The organism is Micromonospora sp. WMMD736, from assembly GCF_049179015.1.
GTDB lineage: Bacteria > Actinomycetota > Actinomycetes > Mycobacteriales > Micromonosporaceae > Micromonospora.
The window spans coordinates 6,293,928-6,312,712 of the sequence record NZ_JBMHMI010000001.1; the positions used below are offsets into that span (position 1 = coordinate 6,293,928).

Here is an 18,785-nt window from a genome sequence, read left to right on the forward strand (position 1 = left end):
CGGTTAGGGGGTGGGTCCGGCGTCCAGCCTCGCCGCTGCGGCCGTGCTCGGTCAGGGTCGTTGGTCCCGGGTCGGGTGGGCGTCGGGCCCGGTGAGCGGGACCTCGGCGAGGCCGCGGACGACGACCACCGGGGCGGGGGAGTGGTAGAGCAGGGACTGGGCGACCGCGCCGAGCATGGCGCGTCCCGGTTCGTCGCCGCGGGCCGCGACCAGCGCCACCTGGGCCGATCGGGACGTGTCGATGAGCACCTGCGCGGGGTCGCCGCGCACGACCCGGCATTCGGTGGGCACGCCGGTGTGCCGGTCGACGTGCCGGGCCAGCGCCTCGCCGAGCTGCTCGGTGACCGCGTCGGTGTCCTCGTCGCTCTCCACCACCCGCAGGGCCACGAGGCGCGCGTCGCGCCGGGCGGCGCACTCGACGGCCCACCGCAGCGCGAGGTGGGAGCTGGGCGAGCCGTCCACCCCGACCAGGACCGGGCCCTGCGGCGGGGGTTCGCGACGGACCGCCAGCAGCGGACAGTTGGCCCGCGCCGCCAGCTGCACGGCGGGCGTGTCGGCCGGGACGCACTGACCGCTGCCGGCCATTCCGCTGTCGCCGACCGCCAGCAGGAAGGCGGTCTCGGAGCGGCGGATGAGGGTGGGCAGCATGGCGCTCTCGACGATCTCGCCGCGTACGGTCAGGCCGGGTTCGACCTGGTGGGCGAGCTGGGCGGCCTGGGTGATCAGAGACTCGGCCTGGTCGCGGGGCGCGGCGACGGTGTCCGCGGCGAACGCGGCCTGCCAGTCGAAGGTGTGTACCAGGTGCAGGGGCCGCCCGTGGCCGGCGGCCTCCTGGGCGGCCTGCTCCACGACCGGGAGGTCCCCGTTCGAGCCGAGGCCGACCAGCACCGCCGCGTCGGCCGATGCCGCCATCCGATACCACCTCCCGGGCGTCGCGCCCGGCACGACCACGCTGTCCCTGCACCGAGGGTAGTCGGATGACTGCTCCGTGTGGGTGGGATCGACTCACGGGGTGCGTCGAGCCCGGACCCCTGCTGTCAACGTGTGTTGACACACGCCGGCTGTCAACGTATGTTGACACCATGAGTCAGGCAACGGAACTCGCGGCCGAAGCCGGCAGCACCGACCCCCGGGTCGGGCTCCGCGCCGTCCGCGCGCTGCGTCGGCTGCTCGAGCGACTCGAGGTGGTCCAGGTGGACAACGCCCGCCGACAGGGCTGGTCCTGGCAGGAGATCGCCGACGCGCTCGAGGTCAGCCGGCAGGCGGTGCACAAGAAGCACGCCGGGCGACCGGCGGTCAACTCATCCTGGGAGGCGTGATGTTCGAACGGTTCACCGACCGGGCACGGGACGTGGTCCGGCGGGCGATCGAGGAGGCGCGCGTCGAGGGGCGGCGGCCGGTCGGCACCGAACACCTGCTGCTCGCCCTCCTCGCCGACGAGGAAGGCCTGGCCGGGCGGGTACTGGCCGACGCCGGGGTACGCGCCGACGACCTGCGCGAGCGGGTCCGGCGGCACACCGTCAGCGGCGGCGCCGGTCTCGGCGACGCGGACGCGGCGGCGCTGCGCGAGATCGGCATCGACCTGGCCGCGATCGTGGCCCGCATCGAGCAGTCCTTCGGCCCCGACGCGCTGCGCGAGGCGGTGCCGGCGCCGCGTCGCCGCTGGGGGCGTCGCCGCTACCTGGGCGGCCCGTTCTCGCCCCGGTCCAAGAAGGCCCTGGAACTGTCGCTGCGCGAGGCGCTGCGGCTGCGGCACCGGCACATCGGCACCGAACACATCCTGCTCGGGGTGCTGCGTGAGGGCCAGGGACTGGGCGCGCTGGTGCTCACCGAGGCCGGAGTCGACCTCGACGATCTGCGCCGTCGGGTGGAGGCGGCACTGCGTACGGCGGCGTGACGGCCACGTACGTGTTGAAACCTGTCTGTGGCACTTCCGACGCCGACGGTTCGCCGGGTCGCTGACGGCGGCGGCGTGCTGCACACTGTCGCCGTGGATGCTGGACAGGACAGGCGCCCCTCAGGTGGGGACGGCGGGCTGCGCTCCGCCGTGGTGGTCAATCCGGCGAAGGTCGCCGATCTCGACGAGCTGCGCCGCACCGTGAACGACGCGCTGGCCGCCGCCGGGTGGCCCGAGCCGCAGTGGTTCGAGACCACGGTCGACGATCCGGGTCGGGGCCAGACCGAGCAGGCCGTCAAGGCCGGCGCCGACCTGGTCTTCGCCTGCGGCGGCGACGGCACCGTGATGTCCTGCGTCAGCGGGCTCGTCGGCACCGACGTGGCGCTCGCCGTGCTGCCGCAGGGCACCGGCAACCTGCTCGCCGCCAACCTCGGCCTCTCCACCGACCTCGCGGCGGGGCTCCAGGTCGCCGTCGAGCGCGGCCGACGGCTGCTCGACGTCGGTGCGGTGGAGGACCAGTACTTCACCGTGATGGCCGGCATGGGGTTCGACGCCCAGATGCTCGACGCCACCAACGAGACCACCAAGGCGCGCATCGGCTGGCCGGCGTACGTGATGGGTGCCGTGAAGCACCTGCGCGACCGGCCGATGCGGGTGCAGATCCGCATCGACGACCGCCCGCCGGTGCGCCGCCGGGCCCGCTCGGTGCTGATCGCCAACGTCGGCCGGCTCCAGGGCGGCGTGACCCTGCTGACCGAGGCCGAGCCGGACGACGGCTGGCTCGACGTCGCCGTGCTCACCCCGCGTAACCTGCGGCACTGGCTGGCGCTCGGCTGGGCCGTGGTCCGCCGCAGCGGCCAGGTGCCACAGCTGGAGATCTTCCGCGGCCGGACGGTGGTGGTCACCAGCAACCGGCCGCAGCCACGTGAGCTGGACGGCGACCTCATCGCCCCCGGACGGCAGCTCCGCGCCGAGATCCGGCCGCAGGCGCTGTGGCTCTGCGTCCCGCAGCCCGAGGACGCCCCCGACCTGTCCGTCGACGCGCAGGCCGCCGGGGAGCGGGGCGAGCAGCTGATCGAGGAAGCGCGCCGTGAGTAGCACCCGGATCGTGCCGGAGACCCGGCTGATGGCCGACGAGGAGCTGTCGGCCGACGACGCCTGGCACACACTGCGCCGCAAGGGCGGCTGGCATCTGCTGCGGGACGCGTTCATCCGGTTCCGCTACGGCGACGGGTTCAGCCACTCCCGCGCGTTCGCGTTGCAGCTCTGCCTGGCCGTGGTGCCGTTCCTCATCGCGCTCACCGGTCTGATCAGCGAGTTGGGCGTGGAGGAGGGCGGCCGGGTGGTCGCCGACACCGTGCTGGCGCTCACCCCCGGTCAGAGCGCCGAGGTCGTCGGCGAACTGCTCGGCGAGGGCGAACGCGTCGAGGACGCGGGGGAGTTGGCGCTCACCCTCGGTCTGCTCACCGGCCTGGTCGCGCTGACCACCACGATGGCCCAGATCGAGCGGGGTGCCAACCGCATCTACGGCGTCGAACGGGACCGCCCGGCGTTCTGGAAGTACCTGCGGGCGGCCGTGCTGGCCGTCACCGCCGGCCTGCCCGCGCTGGCCGGCTTCCTGATCCTCGTCGGCGGCGGGGCGATGGGTGACTCGGTACGCGAGCACTACGAGTGGGGCGAGACCGCCAACATCATCTGGAACGTGATCCGGTTCCCGTTGAGCCTCGGCCTGACCGTGCTCGCCGTGGCGGTGCTGTTCCGGCACGCGCCGCGCCGCAACCAGCCGGGCCTGTCCTGGCTGTTCTTCGGCGCCGGCATCGCCACGGCCCTGTGGTGGCTGGCCAGCCTGCTGCTCGCCGCGTACGTCAAGTTCAGCGACGGCTTCGGGCAGACCTACGGCGCGCTTACCGGCATGATGGCGCTGCTGCTCTGGGCCAACCTGACCGGCATGGCGCTCTTCGGCGGGCTGGCCTTCGCCGCCCAGTTGGAGGCGCTGCGGATCGGTGTGCAGGAGCCCGCGCAGCCCGACCTGTGGGAACCCGAGGCCGACCGCGCCGAACTGTTCGACACCGGGGACATGACCGCGCTCTGAGCGCGCCGGGTGTACGCCGGACCCGGATCGGGTACCTCGCCTCGCCAGGTACGACAAGGGAGGTGCGGGGTGACCGCGGTCAAAGAGGTGGCTCGGCGTCCGATCGGTCACTTCGCCGAACGGAGCATCGCCGGTCTGGTCGCCGTCATCGGCGCGGGCGCGGCGTTCGGGCTGTTGCTGTTGCTCGTCCGCTTCAAGTGGAGCCCGTTGCAGGACGCCGACCACGCGCTCGCCGAGTGGTTCAACTCGCTCGTTGCCCCACACCACCCGCTGGTCACCGTGCTCCAGGCGGTGACCGACCTGGGTGGCCGACCGATCCTCATCTGGCTGGTCGCGATTCCGGCGATCGGCCTGCTGATCCGGCGGCAGCCCCGGCTGGCGGTCTACCTGATCGTCACCGGGGTCGGCGGGTTGATCCTCGACCCGTCGCTCAAGAACCTCGTCGGTCGACTCCGCCCGGTGGTGGACATCCCGGTCGCCAGCGCGCCCGGCAACAGCTTCCCGAGCGGGCACGCGCTCGGCTCGATCGTCGCGTACGGGGCGCTGCTGCTGGTGTTCCTGCCGGCGATGGCGCCCCGCTGGCGCAAGCCCGCGATCGTCGGCGTCGGTGTGCTGGTGGCGCTGATCGGGCTGACCCGGATCGCGCTGGGCGTGCACTTCGTCTCCGACGTGCTGGGCGCCTGGCTGCTCGGGGCCGCCTGGCTGGGCGTCACCGCGTACGCCTTCCGGCTGTGGCGGCGCGAGCGCGGCAAGCCGGTGCCGCCGCTGACCGAGGGCCTGGAGCCGGAGGCGGGGCACGACATCGCCATCGCCCCGGCCGAGGAGCGGGTGCTGGCCCACCCCCGCTCGGCGGTGGCCGAGCTGCTGGTCGGCTGGGTGCTCGTGTTCGGCGCGTTGTACGGCTTCGGCACGTTCGTCAGCTACCACGCCAAGGGCACCTTCTTCGCGACCCTGGACACCGAGGTCCCGCGCTGGTTCGCCGATCGGCACACCGACGCGCTGACCGACCTGAGCTGGTGGTGGAGCAAGTTCGGTGACACCCACGCCATCCTGCTCATCTCGCTGGTGTTCTGCCCGCTGGTGCTCGCGGTGTGGCGCCGGTGGCGACCCGTGCTGTTCGTGGTGCTGGCGATGGTCGGTGAGTTGACCCTCTTCCTCGCCTCGGCGCACGTGGTCGACCGGCCGCGACCGCCGGTGGAGAACCTGGACGGGCAGATGCCCACCTCCTCGTTCCCGTCCGGGCACATCGCGGCCACGATCTGCGTCTGGCTGGCGATCACGCTGATCGTGTTCCCGCGTACCGACCGCTGGTGGCGGTGGATCTTCGTGGCGCTGGCCGTGATCATGCCGGTCGGGGTGGCGACCTCCCGGATGTACCGGGGGATGCACCACCCGACCGACTTCATGGGCGCGATCCTGCTCTCCGCGCTCTGGATCGGCCTGCTCTACCTCGTGATCCGCCCCAACGCCGACCTGGCGGAGGGCAACCGACCGGCCATCGAGTCGGAGGACGTGGACACCCTCGACGACGAGCTGGCGCGCGCCGGCCGGGCCGACTGAGCACCACGATGCTGCGGGTGATGACCTGGAACATCCGCACCGGCGGTCGGGACCGTGGCGGCGCCGACCGGCTGGATCGGGTGGTCCAGGTCGTCGACCGGCAGACGCCGGACGTGTTGGTGTTGCAGGAGCTGCGCGGCTTCGATCGGGCGGGGCTGATGGCCACCGTGGCGGACCGGGTCGGGATGACGCCCCACCTGGCCCGGTCCTGCTTCGGGCAGCCGGTGGCGGTGCTGGTCCGGCCGCCGTACCGGGTGCTCGCCGCGGGACCGTTGCGCCGGCCGTTCCACCACGCCGCCGCCCGCGTCGTGGTGTCCACCCCGGCCGGACCGCTCACCGTGCTCGGCACCCACCTGTACCCGTACTCCGGTGGCCGCCGACGGATGGAGGCCGACTGGCTGGTCGCCGCCCTGCGCCGCGCCCCCGGGCCGTTGACCCTGGTCGCCGGTGACCTCAACTCGCTCGACCCGACGGTCGACCACACCGCCCGGCTTGCCGGCCTGCCCGCCCTCTACCAGCGACGGCACCTGCGCCGGCGCGGCGGTGCGGTGGACACCCGCGCGGTCGCCCGGCTGCTCGCCGCCGACCTGGTCGACCTGTGGCCGTCCGCCAACACCGGCACGCCCGAGACCGCCGGTCTGACCGTACCCACCCGGTTCGGGGGAGCGGAGTTCGCCGGGATGCGGCTGGACTACCTGCTGGGCAGCCGCGCGGTGGCCGAGCGGCTGCGCGGCTGCCAGGTGATCCGGGACGCGACGACGGACACCGCCTCCGACCACTATCCACTGCTGGCCACCATCGACCTGTGACCCGCACGGGGCCCCGCCGGATGGCGTCGCCGGGCTACCGTGCCCACCGTGACCGACCGTCCCACCCTCCGCCCGCCACTGCCCGCGCCGTCGACCGACCGCCCGGCTGCGCCGACGGTGACGTTCGCGGGCCGAATGCCGTCGACCGTCCACACGGGCGAGCCGGCCAGCGACGCGCTTCCGCTCGTCGCGGCCGTCGCGCGCGGTGTGGCGCTGGTCTTCGTGCTGCCGGTACGCCTGCTCTGGGAGCTGATCGCGGCTGCCGGCCGGCTGCTGCGCCGGTACCTGCTCACCCCGGTCGGGCGGCTCCTGCGCGACTGGCTGCTGGCCCCGCTGGTCTGGGCCCTGGACCATCTGGTGTGGCGTCCGCTGCTCTGGTGCGCCGACCATCTACTGTGGCGTCCGCTGCGCTGGGCGGCCCGCAATCTCGTGTGGCTGCCGCTGGTCTGGCTGGGGCGCGGCCTGACGTGGGCGGCGCGGACACTCGTGTGGGTGCCGCTGGTGTGGGTGGCCCGCAATCTCGTGTGGCTGCCGCTGGTGTGGCTGGCGCGGGGGGTTGCCTGGGTGGCCCGAACGCTCGTCTGGCTGCCGTTGGTGTGGTTGGCCCGGCACGGGCTGCGCCCGCCGCTGGTGGCCCTCGGTCGCGTGCTGGCCTGGCTCGCCGAGCACCTCGTCGTGCGGCCGCTGCGCTTGCTGGGCGCGGCCCTCGCCCCCGCCGGACGGCTGCTGTGGCGGGGCGTCGCCGCGCTCGCCGGGGCGGTGGGTGTCGCGCTCGTCGCGCTGGCGCGCGGAGTCCGGTGGGTCGTGGTCGGCCTGGCGCGCGGCGTCTGGTGGCTCGTCGTCGGCTTCGGTCGGCTGGTCGTGGCCGCGCTGGTGGGGGCGTGGCGAACGGCCGGCTGGCTGCTGCGGTGGGTCTACCGACTGCTGCTGCGCCCGATCGGGTTGGCGCTGCGTTGGTTGTGGCGGCACACCGTACGTCCGCTGCTGTCGGGCATCCGCTGGGTCTGGTCGGTGACGGTCGTGCCGGCGGCGCGCGGTCTGCGCGCGGCCTGGCGGGCCACCGTCACGCCGGCGGCGCGGTGGACCCGCCGCGCGGTGCTCGACCCGGCCCGGGTGGCGTCCCGCGAGGTGCTGAACGCACTGGGCCTGCGCCGCTGAGGACGTTTCAGAGCACCAGGTTGAGCAGGACGGTCAGCACCACCGAGGCCAGGATCGAGAAGAGGATCATCAGGAGGCAGCCGAGGCCACCACCGAGCGGCCGGATCTCCGTGTTACCGAAGCGCATGACGTTCACCTGTCCGTGAGTGCGGGCTGTGGCTGAGCAGAGCACGGATCGCGTCCGCGACCGCCGTCGGCGCGGTGGTGACCACGTTGTGCGCGGCACCCGGTACGACGGCGAGGTCGGCGTCCGGCACGAGCCGGGTCACCTGCTCGCGCCACCGCGCCGGGACCACCGGGTCGAGACCGCCGGTCAGCACGAGGGTCGGCGTCGTGATCCGCACGAGGTCGGTCTCGATCGCGTTGCGCACCGAGTGCGACAGCGTCGCGAAGACCCGCCAGGGCCGGGCGTCCCAGATGTCCCGCACCAGGATGGGTGCCTGCATCGGGGCCTCGTGCAGCGTGTCCACCAGCCATCGGGCGAACAGGGCGCGTCGGGACCGGGCGACCGGGTCACTTGTCGGCCCGGCGAGCACCAGCGCGCGTACCGCGTCCGGGTGGTTCGCGGTGAGCGCGGCGGCGACCTCCGCGCCGAACGAGTGCCCCACCAGGCAGACCGGCGGCAGCCGGTACGCGGCCAGCCAGGCCGCCAGGTGGTCGGCGTGCCGGGCGACGTCGTACGCGCTCCGGGGGTGGTCGCTCAGGCCGAAGCCGGGCAGGTCCGGCACGTACACCGGGTGGGTGCCGGCGAGCGCGACGGCCAGCGGGGTGAGATAGCGGTGCGAGACGGCGAGGCCGTGCACGAGCACCACGGGCGTCGCCCCGGCGTCCGGTCCGCCGCTTCGTCGGGTGTGGGTGCGCACGCCGCCGACGAGCCGCCAGTCGCTGGTGAGAGCGGCGTCCGGCCGGGGAGCGGCCAGGGCGAGCCGCAGCTCGGCCAACCCGAACCGGCCGGACGCCGTCACCCTCACAGTTGACGCAGCCGCGGCAGTAGCTGGTCCTGCGCCCAGTCCAGGAACATCGGCTGGGTCTCCCCGCCGACCTGGATGATCGCCACGTGCGTGAAGCCGGCGTCGACGAACTTGCGGAACGCCTCGACGTGCGCGTCCACGTCCGGACCGCAGGAGATGCCCTCGGCGACGTCTTCCTCGCGGACGAACTGGGTGGCGGCGGCGAAGGACTCCGGCCCGGGTAGGTCGGCGTTGACCTTCCAGCCCATGCCGAACCAGCGGAACTGGTCGTGCACGATCTTGCGGCACTCGGCCTCGTCCGGGCCGTAGCAGATCGCCACCTGCCCGTAGCGGGGCTGGCCGGCGCCGCCCGCGTCGTCGTACATCTCGATGATGTGCCGGTCGGGCTCGGTCGCGACGAGGCCGTTGCCGTACTCGGCGGCCAGCGTGGCGGACTGCCGGCCGGAGGCGGCGATGGCCATCGGGACGGGCCGCTCGGGCCGGTCCCAGACGTAGGCGTCGGGTACGTCGAAGTGGTTCCCGGAGAAGGTCAACGTCTCGCCGTTGAGCAGCGGACGGATGATCTGCAACGCCTCCTCGAACATCTCGTGGCGCTGCTGCACGTGCGGCCAACCGCCGACCACGTGCTCGTTGAGGTTCTCGCCGGCGCCCAAGCCGAGGGTGAACCGCCCGTCCGAGAGCGCGCCGATGGTGCTGGCCTTCTGGGCGACCACGGCCGGGTGGTAGCGGCGGATCGGGCAGGTCACGAAGGACATCAGCTCCGCGCGGGAGGTGGCGTGCGCGACCGCGCCGAGCACCGACCAGGCGTACGGGGAGTGGCCCTGCGAGTCCAGCCACGGGTAGTAGTGGTCGGACATCACCAGCTGGTCGAAGCCGGCCGCCTCGGCCCGCACCGCGTGGTCCACCAGTCGCTTAGGTCCGGTCTGCTCGCACATCAGGGTGTAGCCGACGCTCACCATCCCGGTATCTCCTTCTCGCCGACGGTTCGTCCCGGGATACCCAGGTCAGCAACGGTCAACCCTCCCGTCCGGTTCGCCCGAGCGATGCTTGACGGATGCCGTGGACGCGCCTACGGTCCTCTTAACCGGTTAAGACCCTCGGTGTGGCGCACATCCTGTGGTGGGGATGACCGCCCCGTGACGGCCCGCGTCCGCGCGGGCCGTCACGGCCGCCCGCCCCTTCGCGCCCTCTACTGAACCGGTTGCGAGAGCTGATCCATCGCCCTAGGCTGATGCGCGCCGCCGGGAGTCGGGCGGCGGCTGTCGGGCTGCAGCCGCCTTCCCCTGTCGCACCCCACCCCTGCCGGGCATCGGGGGTCCTCCCTGAGGAAGGCCATGAAGACTCGACTCTCCGCCGTCGGCGCCGCCCTGCTCGCGCTGCTGCTCGCCGTCCTGGCGTTCGGTCAACCGGCGCACGCCGCGGCCGGCTTCTCCGTCGCGGGCGGCAAGCTGTACGACGCCAACGGCGCCGAATTCGTCATGCGCGGCGTCAACCACGCGCACACCTGGTACCCGCAGCAGACCAGTTCGTTCGCGAACGTCAAGGCGCTCGGCGCGAACACCGTGCGGGTGGTGCTCTCCAGCGGTGACCGGTGGACCCGGAACACCAACGCCGACGTCGCCAACGTCATCTCGCTGTGCAAGGCCAACCGGCTGATCTGTGTGCTGGAGGTGCACGACACCACCGGCTACGGCGAGCAGAGCGGTGCGATCACCCTGGACCGTGCCGTCGACTACTGGCTCAGCCTGAAGGACGTGCTGGTCGGCCAGGAGCGGTACGTCATCGTCAACATCGGCAACGAGCCGTACGGCAACTACAACTACGGCTCGTGGGCCACCGACAGCGCCAACGCGGTCAAGCGGCTGCGGGCCGGCGGCCTGACCCACACCATCATGGTGGACGCGCCGAACTGGGGCCAGGACTGGGGATTCACGATGCGCGACAACGCCGCGTCGGTCTTCGCCGCCGACCCGGCCCGCAACACGCTCTTCTCCATCCACATGTACGGCGTCTTCGACACCGCCGCCGAGATCAGCGACTACCTGGGCCGGTTCCGGACGGCGGGACTGCCCATCGTGGTCGGTGAGTTCGGCTTCAACCACTCCGACGGGGACCCGGACGAGGACAGCATCCTCGCCTACAGCCAGGCCAACGGGATCGGCTGGCTCGGCTGGTCGTGGAGCGGCAACGGCGGCGGGGTCGAGTATCTCGACATGGCCACCGCGTTCAACCCGGCCAGCCTGACCACCTGGGGGCAGCGGGTCTTCAACGGCGTCAACGGCATCCGGCAGACCGCCCGAGAGGCCACCGTCTTCGGCGGCCCCCCGCCGCCGACCACCCCTCCTCCCACCACCCCGCCGCCGACCACCCCGCCGCCGACCACGCCCCCTCCCACCACGCCCCCGCCGACGACCACGCCGCCGCCCGCCGGTGGCTGCACGGCGACGTACACCATCACCAACCAGTGGCAGGGCGGCTTCCAGGGCGAGGTACGCGTGACCGCCGGCGCGTCGGCGATCACCGGGTGGACCACCCGGTGGACCCTCGCCAACGGCCAGAGCGTCACGCAGTCCTGGAACGCGACGGTCACCAGCAGCGGCTCCACGGTGACCGCGCGGAACGCGGACTACAACGGCCGGCTGGCCGCCGGGGCCAGCGCCACCTTCGGCTTCCTCGGCGGCTGGAGCGGCACCAACCCGACACCGCAGGTGAGCTGCACCGCCGGTTGAGCAACGTACGGCGACCAACGCCAGGTGGCCGGGCCCGGTGCGGGCCCGGCCACCGCGTCCGTCGTGAGCCCGAGCGCGCTCAGTGCTGCTCGCCGGTCAGGTTCACGATGACCACGCCCGCGATGATCAGCGCGATGCCGGTGAGCTTGACCGGCCCGACCGACTCGCCCAGGAACACCGCGCCGATCGCCACGATGGCCGCGGTGCCCAGGCCCGACCAGAGGGCGTACGCGACACCGACCGGTATCTCCTTGACGGCCTGTGCGAGCAGGAGGAACGCCAGCGCGTAGCCGACCAGGCAGCCCACCGTCGGCCAGAGGCGGGTGAAGCCGGCTGTGCTCTTGATCAGGCTGGTCGCCACCACCTCGGCGAGGATCGCGATCCCCAACAGCACGTACGCCATCAGCACTCGCCGTCCTCCGTGGTTTGGGTAGATCTTGGACAGTTTCCGTTCCCCGCTGACGGAAACTGTCCGAGATTGACAACTTCGGCAGAGGAGCTGTCGGCGGCGAGCCGGGCGGCGCGCATGGTGAGGTAGCGCTGTTCGGGGAGGCTGCTCGTGCGGGCAGCGGCATCCCGGTAGTCCGCGATGGCCCGTTTCCGGTCGCCGGCCATCTCGTGCAGGTGCGCCCGGGCGGCGGGCAGCCGGTGGTGTCCGGCCAGCCGGGGATCGTCGGTCAGCGCGTCGAGGGCGGTGAGGCCGGCAGCGGGCCCGTGCACCATGGCGGTCGCGACGGCCCGGTTGAGCGCCACCACCGGGGTGCCGGCCAACCGATCCAGCACCTCGTACAGCGCCAGGATCTGGGGCCAGTCGGTCGCATCGGTGCTGGGAGCCTCGTCGTGCAGCGCGGCGATGGCGGCCTGCACCTGGTACGGGCCGACCGGGCCGCGCGGCAGCGCCGTCGTGACCAGTGCGACGCCTTCGGCGATGGCCGCCGCGTCCCAGCGTCCGCGATCCTGCTCGGCCAGTGGGATCAGCTCTCCGGAAGGCCCGGTTCGTGCCGGGCTGCGCGCCTCCGTGAGCAGCAGCAACGCGAGCAGTCCGGCGGTCTCACTGTCGTCGGGCAGGCGTACGTGCAGCGCCCGGGTCAGCCGGATAGCCTCGGCCGCCAGGTCGACACGGCGTAGGTCCGGGCCCGCGGTACTGGTGTGCCCCTCGGTGAAGATCAGGTAGAGCACCTGTCGGACGGCGGCCAACCGATCGGCCCGCTCCGCCTCCTCGGGCATCCGGAACGGTAGCCCGGACGTGCGGATCCGCTGCTTTGCCCGGCTGATCCGCTGCGCCATGGTCGCCTCGGGCACCAGGAACGCGCGGGCGATCTCGGCGGTGCTCAGACCGCCGACCGCGCGCAGGGTCAACGCGACGGCCGACGTGGGGGCGAGTGCCGGATGGCAGCAGAGGAAGAGCAGGACGAGGGTGTCGTCCCGCTCGGCGGACAGCTCCTCGTCCGGGGCCGGCGCGTACCGCCGGTCGTCCGGGTCCTGACGGGTGACCAGGTCCTCGCGGCGACGCCGGGCCTGCTCGCCGCGGACCAACTCGATCATCCGGCGGTAGCCGACCTGGATCAACCAGCCCCGGGGGTTCGTCGGCAACCCGTCGGCCGGCCACTGGCTGGCGGCGGCGAGCAGCGCCTCCTGTACGGCGTCCTCGGCGGTGGCGAAGTCACCGAACCGACGGGTGAGCACGCCGAGGACCTGCGGCGCCAGTTCGCGCAGCAGGTCCTCGATGCGACGGTCGGTGGTCAGCGCTCACAGCTCCTGCGACGGAGCGGACATCACCGGGTGCACCTCGATCGGCATGTTCAGCGGCCGACCACCGGGGCCGGGCGCGGTGGAGATGTGCGCGGCCAACTCCACCGCCCGCTGCGGGCTCTCGACGTCGACGATCCAGAAGCCCGCCAGGAACTCCTTCGTCTCGGCGAACGGGCCCTCGGTGACGACCGGTGCACCGCCCTCGCCGGCGCGCACGATCCGCGCCTGCTGCGGGCCGCCGAGGCCCTGGGCGTCGACCCACTCGCCGTCGGCGGCCAGCTTCTCGTTGACCTCACCCATGAACGCCACGTGCGCCCGGACCTCGTCCTGGGTCCAGGTGTCGATGCCCGGGAAGTCGGTCCCGGTGGCGCTGAACTGCATCAACAGCATGTACTTCATCGTCTCGCTCCTCACGCCGCGCACCGTGGTCGGTGCTCTCACCCTGAGGTAGAAGCCGACGACACCGTTCTCGACACCCCGGAGGTAAGAAATTTCTAGCCGACCTCGTCGACCTCGAACAGCAGGCTCTGCTCCGGGTGTAGCGCGGGTAGCTGCACGCCCACCCGGGCCAGCGCCGCTCCGCTGAGCGTGACACCGGACGCCAGCCAGGGCGGTGCGGACCGCTCGATGGTCGCCGGAGGCGGCACGTCCGGGACCGGCCGCACCCGGTAGCGCCGCGCCGGGTCGAGGCCGGGCAGCCGTACCGCGCCCGGACTCTGCGCCGCCGAGGTGGCGAGTTGGGCCACCGCGTACACCGCTCGGGTCTTGTCCTTCTCGACCACGCCGTGCGCCCAGACGGCCGGGTCCGGGTGGTCGACCCGGACCACCCGCCCGGCGTGCAGCAGCGGACGCAGCCGCTTGTGCAGCGCCACCCAGGCGGTCAGCTCGGCCTGTTCGGCGGCGCTGATGGAGGCGATGTCCCACTCGATGCCGTGGTGACCGAAGAGCGCCGTGGCCGCCCGGAAACCCAGGTCGTGTACGCGGTGGGTGGTGTGCGAGCGCTGCGGCCCGATGTGCGTGCCGACGAGTTCCGGTGGCAGCAGCAGCCCGGTCCAGCGCTGGATGCCGAGCCGTTCCAGGGCGTCGTTGCAGTCGCTGGCCCAGACCCGGTCGGTGCGGGCCAGGATGGCCAGGTCCACCCGGGCGCCACCGGACGAGCAGCTCTCGATCTCCACGCCGGGGTGGCGTCGACGCAGCTCGTCGAGGAGGCGGTAGACCGCGAGGGTCTGCCCATGCACCCCGGGCCGGCCGTGGTGACCCGCCTCGGTGAGGTCCCGGTTGTGGTCCCACTTGAGGTAGCTGATCCCGGGATGCTCGGTGAGCAGCGCGTCGAGGCGTTCCAGCACGTAGTCGTACGCCTCGGGCCGGCCCAGGTCGAGCACCTGCTGGCTGCGCCAGGCCGGCGGCAGCCGCCCCGGCAGGGTCAGCAGCCAGTCGGCGTGCGCGCGGAACAGGTCCGAGTCCGGGTTGACCATCTCCGGTTCCACCCAGAGACCGAACTGAAGGCCGTGGCCGGTCACGTGGTCGATGAGCGGTTGCAGACCGTCGGGCCAGACGCCCTCGTCGACGTACCAGTCGCCCAACCCGGCCGTGTCGTCGCGCCGGCCGCGGAACCAACCGTCGTCGAGCACGAACCGTTCCACGCCGATCTGCGCGGCGCGGTCGGCGAGGGCCCGCAGCCGGTCCAGGTCGTGGTCGAAGTAGACCGCCTCCCAGACGTTGAGGGTCACCGGGCGCGGGGATCGCGGGTGTCCGGGCCGCGCCCGCACGTGCGAGTGGAGTACGTCGCTGAGCCCGTCCAGCCCTTCGTCGGACCAGACGGCGTAGAGCAGCGGAGTCTCGTACGCCTCGCCGGGAGCGAGCCGGATCTCGCCGGGGGCCAGCAGTTCCCCGCCGCCGAGGGTGGAATCGCCGGTGGGCCGGCGTTCGGCGACGGTGAGATGGTCGCCGCTCCACGCGGTGTGCACCGCCCAGACCTCGCCGTGCCCGAAGCCGAACCCGGCGGTGCCGGCCACCAGCAGCAGCGTGGCGTCGTGCCCGGTGCGACCGTGCCGACCCTCGCGGACCCACGCGCCGTGCTGCCACGGGTGCCGCTGCGGCGAGCGTTCGCGGCACCAGCGGCCGGTCAGGTCGAGCAGTTCGGTGGCGACCGCCGGCACCGGGAGCACCGGGGTCAGCTCCCGCACCTCGTACGCGCCGGCACCGTCGTTGCGGAGCCGGTGCCGGATGGTCAGCAGGCCGTACGGGTCGAGCGTGATCTCGATGGTCAGGGACAGCCCGGCGGCCTCGTCCGACGCCCGTACCGTGACCCGGGCCGGGGCGTCGGCCGGCTCGTCGACGGCGAGACCGTCGAGCCGGAACGCGGTGGACCAGTCCCGCCCGTCGCGGTGCCCGGCCAGCCCCGGTCGGCCGCTCCAACCGGCGCTCGCCTCCGGCAGCAGCGACAGCACGGGTGGCTCGTCGAAGCTGCTCGGCACCACCGGTGGCACGGTGGCGTCCACGAGGTGGCGCAGGCCCTCGTCGTCCAGGTCGCCGACGTCGCCGCCCCAGTGCGCCACGCGGGGCAGCCCCGGGCCGCGCGCGTCGAGTACCAGGCTGGTCCGCCCGCGGCGCAGGTGCAGGATCGTCATCCTTTGGAGGCTCCCAAGGTCAGGCCCCGGACGAAGTGCCGCTGGAGCATAAAGAAGATCACGAGGGTGGGGATCGCGACGAGCACGCTGCCCGCCGAGACCAGGTTGTTGTCGGTGAAGAACTGGCCGCGCAGGTTGTTGAGCGAGCTGGTCACCGGGAACTTGTCGCCGGTACGCATGAGGACGGTGGCCCAGAAGAACTCGTTGTAGATCCAGGTCACCTCCAGGGTGGCCAGCGCGGCCAGGGCCGGCCGGCACAGCGGCATGGTGATCTGCCAGTACTGCCGCCAGACGCTCGCGCCGTCAACCATCGCCGCCTCGTACAGGTCGTGCGGGAGCGCCTTCATGTAGTTGCTGAGCACGAAGACGCAGAACCCGCACTGGAAGGCCACGTTGATCAGGATCAGGCCCCAGTAGCTGTCGTAGAGCAGCTCCGAGTCGCTCATGAACTCCGGCAGCGGCACCTCGGTGAACAGCCGGAACAGCGGAATGAGCAGCGCCTGCTGCGGCAGCAGGTTGGCGGCGGTGAACACCCCGAGCAGGATGAGGTTGGTCTTCCAGCTGAACCGGGCGATGACGAACGCGACGCAGGAGGCGAGGAAGAGCGTCAGCAGCACCGCCGGCACCGTGATGTAGACCGAGTTGAGGAAGTGCTTGCCGAACTCCGCCTGGTCCCAGGCCGTGACGTAGTTGTCGATGGTCCAGCCGCCGAACGAGACGTAGCCGTTGGCGGCGGTGTACTGGTAGGAGCGGAACGACGTCAGGACCGCCCAGGCGATCGGGAAGAGCCAGATCAGCGCCACGGCGATGAGGAAGCCGTGCAGCAGCATCCGCAGCGGGGTCAGCCTGCGTCGGCGGTTCGGGGTGTCGACGCTCATTCCCGGTTCTCCCTCATCACGGTCGCCAGGTAGATGGTGATGAAGACCAGCGAGACGACCAGCATGATCGTCGCCAGCGCCGAGCCGAAGCCGATCCGGCTCGCCTCACCCACCACGTTCTGGGTGACCAGCGCGGAGATCAACTCCAGGCCGTTGCGGCCCTTGTTGACGACCCAGACCAGGTCGAACGCGCGCAGCGACTCGATCACGGTCACCACCAGGACGATGATGTTGATCGGTCGCAGCACCGGGAACACGACCCGGAAGAAGGTCCGGACCTCGGAGGCGCCGTCGACCGCGGCCGCCTCGCGCAGCGACGGGTCGACGCCCTTCAGTCCGGCCAGGTAGAGCAGCATGATGTAGCCGACGTGTCGCCACCCGGAGGCGACCATGACCGCCCAGATGTTGACGTTCGAGTCGCCGTACCAGTCGGTCTGGGTGCCGAGGACGGCGTTGATCAGACCCTGGTCACGGGAGTAGAGCAGCTGCCAGACGAAGCCGATAAGCGCCAGCGAGAGCACCACCGGCAGGTACAGCGCGGTCTGGTAGAAGCGGCTGCCGCGCAGCTCCTTGTCGAGCAGCACGGCCAGGAACATGCCGAACGGCGTGGCGACCACGAACAGCACGGCCAGCCAGAGCAGGTTGTGTTGGATCGCGGGCACGAACGGCGGGTAGATGTTCACCACGTCGCTGTAGTTGCGCCCGCCGACGAACTCGATCTCGTTGAGGGGACCGATGCCGTCCCAGTCGGTGCCGGACAGCACCACGGTCGCCAGGGCCGGCAGCCAGACGAGCGCGGTGACGAGCAGCAGTGGGACGAGCACCATCAGCGTGATGACCACGCGGTCGGTGGGGGACAGGAGCCGTAGCCGCCGGCGACGACCACCCGTGGAGGTGGTCGCGGCCGGCGGCGGCACGGCGCGATCCGCTTGGATCAGGGGTAGGTCGGACACGATGTCCTCCCCCTTCCGCCGTCAGTCAGTGAAGATCGACTTCTTCTGGTTCTCGATGGACGACGTCAGCCCGTCAATGTCCTTGGGGTTCTTGATGAACTGCTGGATCGCCGGGATCATCACCGTCGAGGCGAAGTCCGGTCGGGTGTCCCGGTCGAGGAACTGGGCGATCTCGGTGGCCGACCCGACCAGCTCCGCGGCCTTCTTCTGCAACGCCGTGTAGCCGCCGACGTCCGCGCCACTGTTGGCGACGAGGACGGCCGGGTCGTTCTTGAGGTTGATGTCCGCGGCGGCCTTGCCACCGAAGTACTCCAGCAGCTTGCGCGCGTTGTCCTCGTTCTTGGGCTTGCGCGCCATCATGTAGCCGTCGATCGGGGCGTCCAGGGCCTTCGCGCCGATGGCCGGGTCGATCTCGGGGAAGGTGAAGAAGTCGAGGTCGTCCTGCTCCTCGTTGCTGAACTGCTGGCCGACGAAGAGGCCCAGCAGGTACATGCCGCTCTTCTTCTGCTGCAACGACTGCGCGGCCTCCTGCCAGGTGCGGCCGAGGCTGTCCGGCTGGTGCAGGGGGAGCAGGCCGGCCCAGGTGTCGAAGACCTTCTTGACCTTGTCGGAGGTCCAGGCCTCCTTGCCGGCCATCAGGTCGACGTGGAACTGGTAGCCGTTGATCCGCAGGTTGAGGATGTCGAACGTGCCCATCGCCGGCCAGCCGTCCTTGTCGGCGAAGGCGATCGGGGTGAGGCCGTCCTTCTTCATCTGCGCGCCGAGCGTGGTGAACTGGTCCAGCGTGGTCGGCACCTGGTAGCCGTACTGCTTCCAGACCGACTTGCGGTAGAAGACCGCCCACGGGTAGTACGTCGCCGGGACGAAGTACTGCTTGCCGTCGTCGCCGGTGGACGCCTTCTTGAACGCGTCGGAGAAGCCGGAGAGCTTGCCCCACACGTCGCTGATGTCGCTGGCCAGGCCCTTCTGGGCGAAGAAGCGCATCCGGTAGCCGGCGAACCAGGTGAAGACGTCGTCCGGCTTGCCCTGCAGGTAGTTGTTGATGTTCTCCTGGAACGTGTTGTGGTCGACCGTGTTGGTCGCGACCTGCACGCCGGACGAGGTCTTGAACGAATCGGTGATCTTGGCGAGGACGTCCTTGGGCTTCGGGTCGGACTGGTTCGATCCGAGCGTGACGTCCTTACTGGACTCGCCGGAGCCGGAGTCGTCGCCGCAACCGGCGAGCAGGCCGGTGCTGAGCAGCGCGCCCGTGCCGGCCGCGCCGGCCAGCAGTGACCGTCGGTTGATGCCGGCGACGGAGGGTGGTACGAGCCGGGCCAGGTATTCGGCCTGCGATCGGGGACGGGACATCGGTGC

General features: G+C 71.8%; 18 protein-coding genes. 8 read left to right on the forward strand and 10 right to left on the reverse strand.

Annotation, left to right across the window (positions count from 1 at the left end; translation table 11 throughout):
• Positions 1-51: 51 nt before the first annotated feature.
• Complete coding sequence (locus tag ACN269_RS28595) at positions 52-912, reverse strand: universal stress protein (RefSeq protein WP_421475337.1); 861 nt, start codon at positions 910-912, stop codon at positions 52-54.
• A 170-nt stretch (positions 913-1,082) separates the two neighbouring features.
• Between ACN269_RS28595 and ACN269_RS28600 the strand changes: the two genes are divergently transcribed.
• The 7 genes from ACN269_RS28600 to ACN269_RS28630 all read left to right on the forward strand — a co-directional run bounded on the left by ACN269_RS28600 (position 1,083) and on the right by ACN269_RS28630 (position 7,516).
• Entirely contained in the window at positions 1,083-1,319 is a 237-nt protein-coding gene (locus tag ACN269_RS28600; protein WP_354820950.1) for an HTH domain-containing protein, read from the forward strand.
• Positions 1,319-1,897: a Clp protease N-terminal domain-containing protein gene (locus ACN269_RS28605; protein WP_421476617.1), complete on the forward strand. Its 579-nt coding sequence runs from the start codon at positions 1,319-1,321 to the stop codon at positions 1,895-1,897. The genes ACN269_RS28600 and ACN269_RS28605 overlap by 1 nt, the downstream gene beginning before the upstream one ends.
• Before the next feature lie 93 nt (positions 1,898-1,990).
• Positions 1,991-2,995 (forward strand): diacylglycerol/lipid kinase family protein, encoded by a 1,005-nt coding sequence (locus ACN269_RS28610; protein WP_421475338.1) that lies wholly within the window; start codon positions 1,991-1,993, stop codon positions 2,993-2,995.
• Positions 2,988-3,989 (forward strand): YihY/virulence factor BrkB family protein, encoded by a 1,002-nt coding sequence (locus tag ACN269_RS28615; RefSeq protein ID WP_421475339.1) that lies wholly within the window; start codon positions 2,988-2,990, stop codon positions 3,987-3,989. The genes ACN269_RS28610 and ACN269_RS28615 overlap by 8 nt, the downstream gene beginning before the upstream one ends.
• 69 nt (positions 3,990-4,058) lie before the next feature.
• Positions 4,059-5,549: a phosphatase PAP2 family protein gene (locus tag ACN269_RS28620; RefSeq protein WP_421475340.1), complete on the forward strand. Its 1,491-nt coding sequence runs from the start codon at positions 4,059-4,061 to the stop codon at positions 5,547-5,549.
• A gap of 8 nt (positions 5,550-5,557) precedes the next feature.
• Positions 5,558-6,358, forward strand: a complete 801-nt coding sequence (locus ACN269_RS28625; RefSeq protein ID WP_421475341.1) for an endonuclease/exonuclease/phosphatase family protein — start codon at positions 5,558-5,560, stop codon at positions 6,356-6,358.
• Positions 6,359-6,406: 48 nt separating this feature from the next.
• Positions 6,407-7,516: a hypothetical protein gene (locus tag ACN269_RS28630; RefSeq protein WP_421475342.1), complete on the forward strand. Its 1,110-nt coding sequence runs from the start codon at positions 6,407-6,409 to the stop codon at positions 7,514-7,516.
• A gap of 113 nt (positions 7,517-7,629) precedes the next feature.
• On the opposite strand, the gene ACN269_RS28635 is transcribed toward ACN269_RS28630, so the two are convergent.
• Positions 7,630-8,481, reverse strand: coding sequence for an alpha/beta fold hydrolase (locus ACN269_RS28635; RefSeq protein WP_421475343.1), 852 nt, complete (start codon positions 8,479-8,481; stop codon positions 7,630-7,632).
• 2 nt (positions 8,482-8,483) lie between these two features.
• Positions 8,484-9,446 (reverse strand): TIGR03557 family F420-dependent LLM class oxidoreductase, encoded by a 963-nt coding sequence (locus tag ACN269_RS28640; RefSeq protein WP_421475344.1) that lies wholly within the window; start codon positions 9,444-9,446, stop codon positions 8,484-8,486.
• A gap of 375 nt (positions 9,447-9,821) precedes the next feature.
• Here ACN269_RS28640 and ACN269_RS28645 point away from each other — a divergent pair, with 375 nt between their 5' ends.
• Positions 9,822-11,216 (forward strand): cellulase family glycosylhydrolase, encoded by a 1,395-nt coding sequence (locus tag ACN269_RS28645; protein ID WP_421475345.1) that lies wholly within the window; start codon positions 9,822-9,824, stop codon positions 11,214-11,216.
• Between the two features lie 79 nt (positions 11,217-11,295).
• Here the strand turns inward: ACN269_RS28645 and ACN269_RS28650 are convergent, their stop codons facing one another.
• The 7 genes from ACN269_RS28650 to ACN269_RS28680 all read right to left on the reverse strand — a co-directional run bounded on the left by ACN269_RS28650 (position 11,296) and on the right by ACN269_RS28680 (position 18,779).
• Positions 11,296-11,619: a DMT family transporter gene (locus ACN269_RS28650; protein ID WP_421476619.1), complete on the reverse strand. Its 324-nt coding sequence runs from the start codon at positions 11,617-11,619 to the stop codon at positions 11,296-11,298.
• The gene (locus ACN269_RS28655; protein ID WP_421476621.1) at positions 11,619-12,962 is read right to left on the reverse strand and encodes an RNA polymerase sigma factor; all 1,344 of its coding nucleotides are present in this window, start codon (positions 12,960-12,962) and stop codon (positions 11,619-11,621) included. Before ACN269_RS28655 ends, ACN269_RS28650 begins: the two co-directional genes overlap by 1 nt.
• A 3-nt stretch (positions 12,963-12,965) precedes the next feature.
• Positions 12,966-13,367 (reverse strand): YciI family protein, encoded by a 402-nt coding sequence (locus ACN269_RS28660; RefSeq protein WP_421475346.1) that lies wholly within the window; start codon positions 13,365-13,367, stop codon positions 12,966-12,968.
• Between the two features lie 95 nt (positions 13,368-13,462).
• On the reverse strand, positions 13,463-15,598 hold the full coding sequence (locus ACN269_RS28665) for an alpha-galactosidase (RefSeq protein WP_421475347.1): 2,136 nt from the start codon (positions 15,596-15,598) through the stop codon (positions 13,463-13,465).
• Positions 15,595-16,476 carry a carbohydrate ABC transporter permease gene (locus tag ACN269_RS28670; protein WP_421475348.1) on the reverse strand — a complete coding sequence of 294 codons (882 nt, stop codon included), beginning with the start codon at positions 16,474-16,476 and terminating at the stop codon, positions 15,595-15,597. The genes ACN269_RS28665 and ACN269_RS28670 overlap by 4 nt, the downstream gene beginning before the upstream one ends.
• A complete protein-coding gene (locus ACN269_RS28675; protein WP_421475349.1) occupies positions 16,473-17,429 on the reverse strand; it encodes a carbohydrate ABC transporter permease in 957 nt (318 codons plus the stop codon). Before ACN269_RS28675 ends, ACN269_RS28670 begins: the two co-directional genes overlap by 4 nt.
• Positions 17,430-17,450: 21 nt before the next feature.
• Positions 17,451-18,779, reverse strand: coding sequence for an ABC transporter substrate-binding protein (locus tag ACN269_RS28680; protein WP_421475350.1), 1,329 nt, complete (start codon positions 18,777-18,779; stop codon positions 17,451-17,453).
• Positions 18,780-18,785: the final 6 nt, after the last annotated feature.

Bases quoted from the DNA above. Each gene is read 5' to 3' on its own strand.
- ACN269_RS28595 (WP_421475337.1), bottom strand. From the start codon at position 912: ATGGCGGCATCGGCCGACGCGGCGGTGCTGGTCGGCCTCGGCTCGAAC.
- ACN269_RS28600 (WP_354820950.1), top strand. From the start codon at position 1,083: ATGAGTCAGGCAACGGAACTCGCGGCCGAAGCCGGCAGCACCGACCCC.
- ACN269_RS28605 (WP_421476617.1), top strand. From the start codon at position 1,319: ATGTTCGAACGGTTCACCGACCGGGCACGGGACGTGGTCCGGCGGGCG.
- ACN269_RS28625 (WP_421475341.1), top strand. From the start codon at position 5,558: ATGCTGCGGGTGATGACCTGGAACATCCGCACCGGCGGTCGGGACCGT.
- ACN269_RS28640 (WP_421475344.1), bottom strand. From the start codon at position 9,446: ATGGTGAGCGTCGGCTACACCCTGATGTGCGAGCAGACCGGACCTAAG.
- ACN269_RS28645 (WP_421475345.1), top strand. From the start codon at position 9,822: ATGAAGACTCGACTCTCCGCCGTCGGCGCCGCCCTGCTCGCGCTGCTG.
- ACN269_RS28650 (WP_421476619.1), bottom strand. From the start codon at position 11,619: ATGGCGTACGTGCTGTTGGGGATCGCGATCCTCGCCGAGGTGGTGGCG.
- ACN269_RS28660 (WP_421475346.1), bottom strand. From the start codon at position 13,367: ATGAAGTACATGCTGTTGATGCAGTTCAGCGCCACCGGGACCGACTTC.
- ACN269_RS28665 (WP_421475347.1), bottom strand. From the start codon at position 15,598: ATGACGATCCTGCACCTGCGCCGCGGGCGGACCAGCCTGGTACTCGAC.
- ACN269_RS28670 (WP_421475348.1), bottom strand. From the start codon at position 16,476: ATGAGCGTCGACACCCCGAACCGCCGACGCAGGCTGACCCCGCTGCGG.
- ACN269_RS28680 (WP_421475350.1), bottom strand. From the start codon at position 18,779: ATGTCCCGTCCCCGATCGCAGGCCGAATACCTGGCCCGGCTCGTACCA.